Below are 12,281 nucleotides of genomic sequence, written 5' to 3'. Positions count from 1 at the left end.
GGGTATTTCCTTCTTTATCTTTAATTTCAGGAATATTATGAAATAAAGTTTTTATTTTTTCATTCTTGATAGTACTAGTTACTTCAAGTGGCTTTGTTGATGTTTTTTTGCTTTCATCAACAATCTTATTTATTTCTAAAGTGTCAAATGGAGCCACCGCACCATCTTCCGTGTATCGAATAACTGTGAATGAAGCATCGGTAATACCCAAATCTTGTTCAGGCATGTCTTTTACATTTAATTTGCCGACCACTTTTAGAGATTTCTCATTCCAACTGAAAACTTCTATTTTAACCAGTTTGCCTTCATCATTTAAAATTTCAGCAACTACATTACGTGCAGCGCCATTTGTTGAAAGTTCACTAAAGTGTACTTTTCCAGGAACACCTGTTTTTGTATTTACTACTGAAGTTTCAACTTTGCCTTCACCTTGATTTAAAGTTTCAACTCGTATGTCACCCGCTTCGGGTCGAGTTATTGTGACACCAAGGCGATTGCCTTTACTGAGATCATTTGAATTCTCACTGACAATTTTCTGAGGAATATCTAATTGCGCATCTGTTGCAGGGGCAGGGGCTGCTTTTAAACCAGTTACATCTTCAACTGATGTGTCTCCAGCTGGCTGCGCAGGATTTGTTACACGTTTTTTCGGAGCACATGCTGAGAGTACTGACAGCACAACAACCGCGGATAAACTAGTTACCAAAAACTTCTTCATACGATCTCCTATATTGGCAATGACATCAACTCACGGACCTAACTGAGCAAAGGGTGCGCCACCCCATTGGTTTGCTCAAAATTAAATAAAGGCCTCGCCGCTGATCTACCGTGAAAAGAAGAAACAAAATTGGTCTTAGAATTCGCTCAAAAGTGTCACTTTTAATTTTTGTTTTGGCATTAGTGTTAATTAAAAACACCTGTAAACAAATTGATTGAATATGAGACCGATCATCTAAACGGCCCCAAGTTTGTATATGGAATGTTCTTATGCAGATGTGGCTTAAATGTATCTATAGTATATTGATCATCAGTACTCTAAGTACTGGGATGATCGCACACGCTGATAAAAAACCCACCGAAGTTAAATGCATAGATAATGACATAGTTGTAGAAGGTCATGCCTTAATCTTTTTAAAGGGGGTTAAGCCAAAAGCTAATAAAGAACAGCTCTTACCATTATTAGAACCCGGGAAAATTGAAAACCCCATGCCCGCTTATAAAGGTAGCACTATAATAGATATGTCTATTCCAAGAACAAATATCTGTAATTCATTTAATCACTTTAAGAACTTTGTAAAAGATGAAAAACTAACTGGAACAGTTACTTTCAGTGCTAGCGGAAAACATGAAATTGTAAACGTACTTAACGGGTTAACACTTCATGCGCTTAAAGAAATGAAAATCATCAAAAAACGTTTAGTCGGAAAGCTTCGCAATGGTCATGAAGCTTTTTTCATGCTTCTTGAAATTGACAATCAGCTCATCGTTATAGGAATGAAACAGATGCCCTTGAAGGACTCTACACTAAAAGTAGACATAGCAAGAGACAACGGTATCATTACTCCGGTTATAATACCTGGTGATTTACCCCAACTTACAAAACCTGCCGTCACTGAAGATAATACTACTAATAAAAAACCAACCGATGCTTCAACGAGTACAAACTCAGGCACCTCGGGAGCTCCACAAACCTATATACCCTTAAATCCAAATTCTCCTATTAAGCCTATGACTGAGATTTTTGATGATGAGTTTGAAGAATTAGAAGAATCTGACGATGATGAAATTGAGCGTAAAGAACTCCCCCCTCATGTTATTCGGGGAGTCATGATTCCACGTAATATTCAAATCGATATTCCATTGAGAAATGTCAAAATTAATGAAACTTTATTCCCCTACTTCCCAGGTCCAAGATTAGAGAATACTTATCAAAAATTTTATCTACCAAAAGTATTACTAACCGCGATGCCAAAAACAGAATCAAGCGTTGAAGAATATTTAAGAAGAAATCAAGCCAGTGGTGGGGTTCATTACCCGGGAGGTGCCAGAAGATATGGATTCCATGAAGGCACAGACATCAGTGCTCGCGAATTAAAAGATAAATCAATTATAGCCCCGATGGATGGTTTCGTTTACGCAGCAGGTTGGTTTGGTTCAGGTGGAAACACTATTTATCTACAACATCCTATTCCAAACACTGGAAAATTTATTTATACGGCATACCGCCATTTAAAATCTTACAAAATATTTAATGGTCGCGTTACAAGAAACACTTGGAAGTTTTTTACTAAGCCAATTCAAATTAAAAAAGGTGAAGTCATTGGCATCATAGGAAGTACTGGAAGATCAAGTGGCCCACACCTTCATTTTGAAGTCAGAGTTCCAATTGATGGAAAACCTGAAACAGCACCCGTTAATTCAGGTTTCAGATCTCGCCGAGATGCACTCACCAATCATACACTGGCTGTAAGTTGGACTGAGTTTAACCAAGAATTTGATGAAATGTGTTATCGCCGGAAAAAAGCAGAACTTGAAAACGCAGCCATTGTATTAGCACGTAATTCTAAAGCACATCCTATAATCAGCGCAGGACTTTGCAGCTATACAACTGATGAAAGACTTAAAAATGAGTTAGGAAATCGTTTTAGTAATTTTGGAAATCTCCCAAAACCTTATGGAATTGTAGCTCTTGATGAAATGAAAGCTGACTATCCATTTCTTAAGTATAAAAGCCGCCGAAGATCTTTAAGATCAGGGAGAACAACTAAAAAAACACCACCCGCTATAAATAGAAGTACCACAAAAAGGAAACCACCGGCAAAAAGACGCTAGAAAAAATCTACCGATGTGTAATTGGAACAGTAGAACTATAGGTTTGATCACCATTAAGCATTTTTGTAGCTTCGCGAGTGAGACGTAAATAAAAATCAGATGATAAACTAAAACCATCAGCGTCCAGAGTAAGGAAATTCTGGGCAGCAGGACGCATGGATGCGTTTTCTGCTGCTTTCGCAATTGCCGTTGCCTCATCGTATTCATCAAACATAGCAATAAAAGCAGTTACACCTAATTGTTTAGCAAAAAATGCTTGTTTCCACATGAAATCGCCGCCGTTTCTTGGAATCATATTTGGGGTTCCACCATTCCAATTTGACCAAGCAAAACCTGGAAATATAACCCGTTGATATTGGCGCCCATGCTGATCACAAAGCTGTTTGTCAGATAATTGAATTGCTAGATGAGTATTTTGCAAACTGGCGACCGATGAATAAGAACCCACGGCCCAAGGTTGAATCATGTCATAAGATAAATAAGTCGCAAGCCAACCTGGTTTTGATGAACCATTTTCACTACGCCACTGATAAGGCACACCCCCAATGACGTAAAAACCCTTCCCACGAAACCACGTTATGAGTTGTTGCGCTTGTGATGTAGTGCCCGGGCGATCGGTAAAGCCAAATCCCCAAAGTGCGATTACGGGTTTACCGTTTCGTCTAGCATAGCGCGAAGAATTTATAAGTTGTGGTTCTAAGGTGGTCCAATCATTTTGAATATCACTTAAGAGCGTTGATTCATTTGAACCTGAAATATCATATTCCAAGTAAAATGACCTAGCCCATTTCTCAGCATGAGCTTTAACTTTTAAGGCCATGCGATTTCTTAATTCTCGATAAGTAGCATTAGATAGCTCAGAAACAAATCTTTGCAGTGCAACACCATCTACGCCGTATTCATACATCCAACGAAAATGCACATCAACGACACCGTCACGATCAGAGGCGAACAATCTTGATTGTAGTCCGTTACCAAGATTACCAAGTTGAGTGAGTGTGGTGTCAGATATTGAGTACTCACTAACATCCGGGTATAGCTCAAAGGTGATATTTGTAGGTGATGGAGAACTCGAACCTGCCCAATGTGTCCAATTATTATTAAAACTTAAACCCTGGGTTGTAAACCAACCCTGATAACCTGCAAAAGTTTGTTCTAAAAAATCTTTTTGTGCAGGCGGGTTCACAGGTGGCTGAGTACCTAAAGTAGGCTGTGGTGTTCTTGCAAACTTGTTAAAGGGTAAAAATAAATTCCCAGCACAACTTGTGAGAAACACTAATCCCAGTACAAGCCCAAAAGCTGATGCTTTACGATACGCATATGACGTATTAAATTTGAAAACACTGGGGGTTTTCATCCCTTACCGCACCCTTCCCTTACATCTTTAAACAGCAAGGGCCATACCAGATGGCTTAAATTCCTCACAAGCGGGTGAGCGGCGTTTTACTAGTATTTTCGAGTACTTACAGAATTAGAATGAAGTGGATGTTTTACTCAATTTCAGTGATTTTGTAGTAGTTATGAACACTTGTAATCTCATTGAGCGATTATTTAACCAATTTATTTCACCCAATTTACCTTACAACATGCCTCTTTTATTGTGCGTATTTCATCAATAAATCGAGCACCAATAACATCTGCAACAGTCTGGGTATTTAAACCAAGATCTTCAAGGGATAACGTTTTTACGGGTGTCCCTGCGTTTGAAATATTCATTGCAAAATGAATCACTGCTGACACTGGTGAAACGGTGGCAATACTGATAGAAATTTTTTTATCGTTGAGAAACAAATCATCGCCATCACGAGTTAGTTTTTTTTCACTATTTAGCTTTTCAATTTCATCTCGTGCAATTGATGCAAATAGGCGTTGTCTTGTGACAGCTAATTCTAAACTTTGACTAAATTCTTCAATAATAAAGTGGAGCATTTTTGAACCACAGATAGGAGACTTTGCCAAAACGTCTTCCCCATCTACCATGTGTTCAAATGGAATATCGCAAGCACCTACAAAAGCTATAATAGAATCACCTAAAATTTCATGATTCATATATGCAAAACGACTTTGAAGTTGTGTGCCATTATAATCAATTTGCTTATCCAAAAATTTGTACTTCAAATTATCTCCGATTAAATATCAATTTAAATACCAAATTATACATCACAGTTATTAAGTTTATTATACGCCAACTGCTTTTCGTGCACGAAGTGTACGCTGACAACTTTCACACTGCCCACAAGGCGCTTTAACATCTCGATAACAACTCCACACACTTTCTAAATCTACACCTAACTCTACTGCTTTTTTGATCATCCCCGTCTTATCTAAATCAGTGGTAAAACACTTCACTCGAACATGTGACATAGTGCTAAGTAAAAATGCTTTATTTGTTGCCTCAATAAAACTTTGAGAATTATCCAAAAACGTTGCTGCTTCTTCTTTATTAAAACCAGGTACTACAAAATCAGCACCCAGTGATTCAGCAAACGTCGCGGCAATATTTAGAAATACACCGTTACGATTAGGCACCCAAACAGCCTTCGCACTTGCATTGCCCTCGTTCATGTCATCTAAATTTTTTAAATGAGGTAGCTCTTCTTTATTATTCACAAGTGCAGTATTAGTAAGTTTTGCGAGCCAAGGAATATCAATTACTTCATGTTGCACTTTAATTTTTTGACTAAAAAAACTAGCAGCTTTTATTTCTTGGCGAACTGATCGCTGACCATAATTGAATGTAATTGTACGAAGAACTTTGCCCACAAGATGGGCACAGTGAAGATTGACAACCGAATCAAGCCCACCCGAAAGTAAAACTATATGCGTTTGAGTGGGCTCTTTTAAATCTGACATAAAACCAACTACTTCTTAAGTTACAACTTCGGCTTATAAAACTTTATTTTTTCTTTGGTTGCGGTTTTTTTGCGCCTGATGTTTTTGCAGTTTTTTTCTTCTTACCTTTTCCAACTGATTCTCTAACTTGCTCTACGATAAGATTTGCATTTTTAGAAAGATTCGCTGCATTTTTTGTAACAGTTTTTTCAAGCTGCTCAGAGAGATTCATGATTTTTTGACTAATCTCTACAACACGAGGGTTCTTAAAAAACTCTTGAGATTTTACAATATCTACAACTTGATCAATTTTTTTAAGCACTTCTTTTTGTGAAAAATCTTTTTGTGCTTTTTTAGCCATGTCCCTAAATTGTGCCTTTGCTGTTTGGGCAGTAGCTTTAAGGTTTTTTTTAAGCTCTTCAACATCTAAAGAAATTTTTGCCATTGAGGCCTCCTTTTAAGGTGCCCCAACCTAGCATAAAAACTTTACCAGCTACAAGCCTAGTTTTTTAGCAGCCAAATCTTAATGGGAGATCGGTTTTAATCCACGAATGAGCAACTGGAGGCGCTTTTGGCCCTGCCAATAGTTCCAAGAAGGCTCAACAAAAAGATCAACCTTTTCACCTGTTTCAACAGTGTACTTACCTTTGGCAAAAAACGCCAAAGCCTCAGTTCTTGTACTTAAATCAGAGAGTGTAAGCTTAAGATGTTGTTCTTTTAGCCATTTCACACCTGTCACATGAACGGCTTTTATTTTAAAAACAGGAGGTGGGTTATCGACCCCAAAGGGGCCAGCATGTTTGAGCCAATTCATAAAATTTTCGTTAATTTCATTAAGCTCTGTTTCAACATCATAGATTTGCTCAATTGATATTTCTTTTAAATCACGCCGACTATAATGAGCAATAAGTGCTGCTTTAAAGCCCTCAAAATTTTCAGGCTGTAATGAAAACCCTGCTGCCTGCGCGTGGCCCCCAAATCTTTCTAGAAACTCACTCGCTTTTGAAAGACCCTCAGGCAAACAATCTACCTCAGTACCGCGTGCACTCCCAATACCCTCCCCGTTATGCCAAGCCGTTATGAATGCTGGTTTTCCTGTGAGTTGAGAAACTTTTGTGGCAACAAGACCAACAACCCCAGCGTGACCGTTTGCTGAAAGCACAATGACGGGTTGATTTAATTCTTCATTTAATTGTGCAGTTATACGATCTTCTAATTCTGTTTGCAGATGTTTTCGTTGGGTATTGAGATCAACAACTTTTTCAGCCATGACTTGGGCTTGAGTTAAATTTTCGCACATCAAAACATCTAAGGGTCTAATATCTAATTCAAGCCGGCTAAGAGCATTAAGCTTTGGAGCGATCGAGAAAGCAACATCAGTACTATCAAGCTCACGATCAATGAGACCAAGTTTTTGCAAAAGCGCTTGTAAGCCTGGTCGCTGTGTACACGAAAGATTTTTTAATCCATGTTTTACAAGTACACGATTCTCTTTTTTAAGCGGAACCATATCGCTGATTGTGCCGATGGCAAATAAATCTAATAACGATTTAAGATCAAATTTTGAATTCGGCAGCCGACTCTTGATTGCCATCAAAAGATAAAACCCAACACCGACACCTGATAAATAAGTAAGTGAGCTTGTGCAATTTCCACGATTTGGATTAATAACGGCTAAACATTCAGGAAGCAAAACTCCACTATCACTTTGCCTAGGAAGATGATGATCTGTGATAATTAATTCAAGCCCAAGCAGACCTGCATGTTTAGCCTCTTCGATGGCTGTGATACCACAATCAACACTGATAACGATTTTATCCCCACGCTTTGCGATGATATCAAGGGCCTCTTTATGTATCCCGTAACCCTCTAAAAATCGAGAAGGCTGATAAAAACTTACGTTCTTAAAACCAAGACCTTTGAGGCCTGCGACTATTAATGAAATTCCAGTACTGCCATCAAGATCATAGTCACCGTAAACACAAATCGTTTCTTGTGTTTGATAAGCTAAAAGCAAACGATCCACTGCGAGGTTCATATCTGTAAGTGTGAAAGGATTTTTAATGTCTGAAAGACTTGGCGTTAGAAATTCTTGAATTTGATCTTTTGTTTCAAAACCACGAGCGATTAACCACTTCCACATAAGTGGTGGCATGGGCATGGGAGATGAAGTCAGTTGATGCGTACCCGATGAGGCTTTAAGCCTCGGGGCCCATTTTATGACATCCATGATCTCCCCCACTCTGATTTAATTTAGGCTTTAGCAGGTTTTCTTGTTTGAGCCGGTGCTGTGACAGTCCCTTTAGTGAGCTTATCAACTAAGATAATTAAAGGGCTTGCGATGTAAATTGAAGAATAAATGCCAAGCACTAAACCAATGAGCATCGCAAAAGCAAATTCCTCGATAACTCCACCTGCAAATAAATACAATGACAAGGTCGCCAAGAAGACAGTCAAACTTGTTAAAATTGTACGCCCCATGGTTTCATTAATACTTGTGTTAATGATTTCTGCGATGGGTTTTCCTTTATAGCGAAGTAGGTTTTCTCGAATACGGTCAAATACTACAATTGTATCGTTAAGTGAGTAACCAATAATAGTTAACACTGCTGCTAAGATTTGAACGTTAATTTCTTTTCCTAAGAGTGACAAAATACCTAATGTCACAACACTATCATGAAACAGACAAATAACGGCCCCAGGAGCAAATTTGTAATCAAATCGAAGGCCGATATAAATTAAAATACATAATAGTGAATAAAACATAGCCAAAACACCATTACGCTTAAGCTGATTACCCACTTGAGGCCCAACCGTGTCGATACGTCTGATTTCAGCAGTAGGCCATTGGGCTTTGATAGAATTTTGAATCTTATTAACTGAAACTTGAAGATTTTCGTTGGTTTCTTTTTCAGTAGAACCAGGCTTTGCTTCAAGGCGAATCAAATATTCATTACTATCGCCTGAACCAAATTGTTGAACTACGGCGTTCTTAAAACCCTGATCTTCAGTAAATTTACGAACTTCTTCAGGCTTAATTGTTTGCGCGTATCGCACTTGAACTTCTGTACCGCCTGCGAAATCGATTCCGTAATTAAAACCTTTGGTAAATATCAAAATCAAGGAAGCTACAGTTAAGCCACCGCTGATCATTCCCCAAATGCCAATGTATTTTACGAAATTAAAATTAATCAGCTCTTCTTTGGGAGTTGGCTGGTGCTCTGTTTGTGCTGAATGTGATTTTGTGTTTTTCATCATTGCTCCCTTAAACGCTTAATTTCTTTAAGCCGACTTTATCGACTAAGATGTCAATCAATGTACGCGTTACAAAAACAGCGGAGAACATTGAGGTGAAAATTCCGATTACCAAGGTGACGGCAAAACCCCGTACTGGGCCTGTTCCATAATGCATCAAAATCATACTTGTCATTGCTGAACATAAATTAGAATCAAAAATTGCCCAAAAAGCTTTGTCATAACCAAGATCAATGGCGGTTTTATAACTCGCCCCATTTCTTAATTCTTCACGTATACGCTCAAAGATAATAACGTTGGCATCAACAGCGATACCAATGGTGAGAGCAATAGCCGCAATACCTGGCAATGTGAGCGTTGCGTTGAGTGCTGTTAACACTGCTAAAATTAAAAAGACGTTAATGCAAAGTGCAACGTCGGCTATGATGCCTGCACCACGGTAATAAATAAGCATAAATAAAATAACGAGTATCGCACCGATGTAGCTAGCGCGTTTACCGCGATTGATACTATCAAGTCCTAATGTTGGCCCAACAGTTCGCTCTTCAAGTTGCTCAAGACTTGCGGGCAATGCACCCGCACGAAGCGCCATACTAATACCTTTTGCATCATCCATTTGGCTTTGATAGTTTTTACCACCGCCTAAGGTGATTTGAGCACTACCTCCTGATATTTTTTGTCGAATATTTGGAGCAGAATAAACAACGTTATCTAAAACGATAGCTAGATTTTTATTAATATTCTCACCAGTGAGCTGTGCAAACTTGGCAGCTCCATCAGCATTAAAATTCAAAGACACGTAAGGTTCATTGTATTCTTGATTAATCGCCACATACGCATCTTTTAAACTATTCCCTGCAAGTGGAACTTCATCTTTAAGCAAATAAGGAACTTTTCCTGTTTCAAGATTTGTCGCATTTTCGTTTTTTCCAAAAAGAATGATTGTTCCAGGAGGAATTTTACCTTTAACAGATTCATTTAGCTTTTTGATATACTCGCTATACTTCACTGACTTTATATCATAACTACCGGCCTTTTCAGCGTCAGCCACCAAAGCAGTTAATTGCTGAGCAGACATTCCATCTTGCACCATTCGAAATTCTAAACGCGCAGTACGATTAATTAATTCTTTTGCCCGTGTGGCATCTTGAATTCCTGGAAGTTGCACAAGAATTCTATTATCACCTTGGGCTGTAATACTGGGCTCACTCACACCAAACTCATCGATTCTGTTTCGAATAGTCTCAATACTTTGATCAATGGTTCTTTTTCTAAGTTCTGTAATATAGATATCACTATAACGAATGCTCAAAACTGGAGCGTCGCCATTTACCAAAAGATTTGGACCATATTGAGTGGTTAACAAATCACGAATTGGTTTATCAGAGCTACCGGCGGGCAATCTCACTTCAATATCAAGATTATCTGGGTTATCTTTTTTTCGAGCAGCAGATTCAATGGGTACATTTTTTTCTTTAGCAACAGATAAGATTGTATCTGCCAAACGATCAGTACTTTCACGTAAGACCGCTGGAACATCAACGCCCATAACTAAATAGAGTCCACCTTGAATATCAAGGCCGTACTTAATTTTATCTTTAGTTGGCCACCAAGAAATATTGGCAATATTTGGAACAAAAAACATGATCGCCAAAAGTAAAACTAGTGTGATGACGACGACTCTACCGGTGATGCCTCTCATGGATTTCCCTCTTTGATGGTTCCAGCTATATGTGTACGTAAAACTTTAATGCGAACGTTTTCGGCAATTTCTAAGGTTATATATTTATCTGTGACGCCAGTGATGGTTCCAAAAATTCCAGCGGTGGTAACAACTTGATCTCCACGCTTAAGGGCTTCTAATAATTTTTGTTGTTCTTTTTGACGTCTAGCTTGAGGGCGTGCGTACAAAAAGTAAAAAATAAACATCATGGCTGCAAACGGAAACAACATTTCAAAAATACTAGGCTGAGCCGCTCCAGCGCCCGCAGCTTGGGCTAATGCTACTGATGAAAACATAATGGGATTACCTCCAAGGCTTTGAAACTCCCACTTCTTCTTTAATTAATCAAGGGTTGTCGCGTAGCGTCGTAGATAATTGTCAAAGAACAACTTCCATTGCCCGTCTTCGATCGCTTTGCGCGCTTGTTTAATCAGAGAATGGTAGAAATATAAATTATGATAAGTGTGAAGTCGGCTCGCAAGAATTTCGTTATTTATAAACAAATGTCGCAAATAGGCCCGTGAGTAATGTCGACAAGTCGAACAAGTACACTCGGGGTCTAATGGCAATTCATCTTTTGTGTACTGTGCTTGTTTAATGCTGATGGTTCCTTGGCTTGTAAAAAGTGCTCCATTGCGAGCATTACGTGTCGGAATCACACAATCAAACATATCAACCCCTGCGTTGATTCCGATAAGTAGATCAAGTGGTGTGCCCACACCCATAAGATATCGAGGTTTATCATGCGGTAATAATGGAGTTACAAGATTTGCCATCTCATGCATAATATTAATTGGCTCACCAACACTTAACCCCCCAATAGCTATTCCGTCACAATTTAGTTTTTTTAGCGCCTCAACACTTTGAGCGCGCAAATCAAGATGCATTCCACCTTGAACGATTCCAAAAAACAAACTGCTCTTAAGTGTCATGGCGTTTCTTGAACGCTCAGCCCAGCGCATAGAGAGTTCCATACTTTCAAGAGCTTGTTCACGAGTTGCAGGAAACGGAGTACACTCATCAAATGCCATGATAATATCACTGCCTAAATCCATTTGGATTTGCATACTCACTTCAGGAGATAAAAAACAAGGCGAGCCATCATAATGACTTTGAAACTTAACGCCCTCTTCTGTGAGTTTTCTCAATTTTGCGAGACTAAAAACTTGAAAGCCACCGCTGTCTGTAAGAATCGCTTTGTTCCAATTCATAAATTTATGAAGACCGCCGAGATCTTTTACAAGTTTTTCACCGGGCCTGAGATTGAGATGATAGGTATTACCCAAAATGATTTCAAAACCGATGTCTTCAAGTTCTGAAGTCAGCATTGCCTTCACAGTGCCCTTGGTGCCCACAGGCATAAACACAGGTGTCTGCACGACGCTGTGCTGTGTAGTGAGCTCACCTCTTCTGGCTTGGCCATCAGTTTTAAGAAGTTTAAACTTGTTCATACGTTGAGGTATCTATCAATAAAGTACCTTGACCGCAATTGAATGATTCCCCTACCATTAAGGGTAATGAATAAACATCCTCTATTTTCTCAAAAAGGCCTCGGCATGGCTGAGGCAATAATTGCCTCAGCACTTTTGTTAATTACCAGCCTTGGTGTGGTTAGTTATTTAAATTCAGCCAAACAATT

General features: G+C 38.8%; 11 protein-coding genes. 1 reads left to right on the top strand and 10 read right to left on the bottom strand.

The features are described 5' to 3' along the window. On the bottom strand, window positions 1-718 hold a 718-nt coding region (locus SGI74_14715; protein MDZ4678746.1), incomplete at its 3' end, for a hypothetical protein. A 269-nt stretch (window positions 719-987) separates the two neighbouring features. On the opposite strand from SGI74_14715, the gene SGI74_14710 reads away from it, so the two are divergent. Further along, a complete protein-coding gene (locus SGI74_14710; GenBank protein ID MDZ4678745.1) occupies window positions 988-2,832 on the top strand; it encodes a M23 family metallopeptidase in 1,845 nt (614 codons plus the stop codon). A gap of 7 nt (window positions 2,833-2,839) precedes the next feature. Here the strand turns inward: SGI74_14710 and SGI74_14705 are convergent, their stop codons facing one another. The 9 genes from SGI74_14705 to tgt form a co-directional block, all read right to left on the bottom strand. Then, window positions 2,840-4,189: a glycoside hydrolase family 71/99-like protein gene (locus SGI74_14705; protein ID MDZ4678744.1), complete on the bottom strand. Its 1,350-nt coding sequence runs from the start codon at window positions 4,187-4,189 to the stop codon at window positions 2,840-2,842. Window positions 4,190-4,392: 203 nt separating this feature from the next. After that, on the bottom strand, window positions 4,393-4,935 hold the full coding sequence (locus SGI74_14700) for a DUF366 family protein (GenBank protein ID MDZ4678743.1): 543 nt from the start codon (window positions 4,933-4,935) through the stop codon (window positions 4,393-4,395). A gap of 75 nt (window positions 4,936-5,010) precedes the next feature. Further along, window positions 5,011-5,685, bottom strand: a complete 675-nt coding sequence (gene queC / locus SGI74_14695; protein ID MDZ4678742.1) for a 7-cyano-7-deazaguanine synthase QueC — start codon at window positions 5,683-5,685, stop codon at window positions 5,011-5,013. A gap of 43 nt (window positions 5,686-5,728) precedes the next feature. Further along, window positions 5,729-6,109 (bottom strand): hypothetical protein, encoded by a 381-nt coding sequence (locus tag SGI74_14690; GenBank protein ID MDZ4678741.1) that lies wholly within the window; start codon window positions 6,107-6,109, stop codon window positions 5,729-5,731. Between the two features lie 78 nt (window positions 6,110-6,187). Further along, entirely contained in the window at window positions 6,188-7,894 is a 1,707-nt protein-coding gene (gene recJ, locus SGI74_14685) for a single-stranded-DNA-specific exonuclease RecJ (GenBank protein MDZ4678740.1), read from the bottom strand. A 23-nt stretch (window positions 7,895-7,917) separates the two neighbouring features. Continuing rightward, a complete protein-coding gene (secF, locus tag SGI74_14680) occupies window positions 7,918-8,919 on the bottom strand; it encodes a protein translocase subunit SecF (GenBank protein MDZ4678739.1) in 1,002 nt (333 codons plus the stop codon). A gap of 10 nt (window positions 8,920-8,929) precedes the next feature. Beyond that, window positions 8,930-10,621 (bottom strand): protein translocase subunit SecD, encoded by a 1,692-nt coding sequence (gene secD / locus SGI74_14675; GenBank protein MDZ4678738.1) that lies wholly within the window; start codon window positions 10,619-10,621, stop codon window positions 8,930-8,932. Beyond that, window positions 10,618-10,938, bottom strand: coding sequence for a preprotein translocase subunit YajC (yajC, locus tag SGI74_14670; protein MDZ4678737.1), 321 nt, complete (start codon window positions 10,936-10,938; stop codon window positions 10,618-10,620). Before yajC ends, secD begins: the two co-directional genes overlap by 4 nt. A gap of 45 nt (window positions 10,939-10,983) precedes the next feature. Next, a complete protein-coding gene (gene tgt / locus SGI74_14665; protein MDZ4678736.1) occupies window positions 10,984-12,093 on the bottom strand; it encodes a tRNA guanosine(34) transglycosylase Tgt in 1,110 nt (369 codons plus the stop codon). Window positions 12,094-12,281 lie beyond the last annotated feature (188 nt).

The sequence above is a fragment of the Oligoflexia bacterium genome (assembly GCA_034439615.1).
Lineage (GTDB): Bacteria > Bdellovibrionota > Bdellovibrionia > JABDDW01 > JABDDW01 > JAWXAT01.
The sequence above is the reverse complement of the archived record's forward strand: the minus strand, read 5'-3'. Positions and strand labels throughout refer to the sequence as shown.

What these genes read in the sequence shown, in the direction of transcription:
- SGI74_14710 (MDZ4678745.1), top strand. Translation starts at nt 988, where the DNA reads ATGCAGATGTGGCTTAAATGTATCTATAGTATATTGATCATCAGTACT.
- SGI74_14705 (MDZ4678744.1), bottom strand. Translation starts at nt 4,189, where the DNA reads ATGAAAACCCCCAGTGTTTTCAAATTTAATACGTCATATGCGTATCGT.
- queC (MDZ4678742.1), bottom strand. Translation starts at nt 5,685, where the DNA reads ATGTCAGATTTAAAAGAGCCCACTCAAACGCATATAGTTTTACTTTCG.
- SGI74_14690 (MDZ4678741.1), bottom strand. Translation starts at nt 6,109, where the DNA reads ATGGCAAAAATTTCTTTAGATGTTGAAGAGCTTAAAAAAAACCTTAAA.
- recJ (MDZ4678740.1), bottom strand. Translation starts at nt 7,894, where the DNA reads ATGGATGTCATAAAATGGGCCCCGAGGCTTAAAGCCTCATCGGGTACG.
- secF (MDZ4678739.1), bottom strand. Translation starts at nt 8,919, where the DNA reads ATGAAAAACACAAAATCACATTCAGCACAAACAGAGCACCAGCCAACT.
- secD (MDZ4678738.1), bottom strand. Translation starts at nt 10,621, where the DNA reads ATGAGAGGCATCACCGGTAGAGTCGTCGTCATCACACTAGTTTTACTT.
- yajC (MDZ4678737.1), bottom strand. Translation starts at nt 10,938, where the DNA reads ATGTTTTCATCAGTAGCATTAGCCCAAGCTGCGGGCGCTGGAGCGGCT.
- tgt (MDZ4678736.1), bottom strand. Translation starts at nt 12,093, where the DNA reads ATGAACAAGTTTAAACTTCTTAAAACTGATGGCCAAGCCAGAAGAGGT.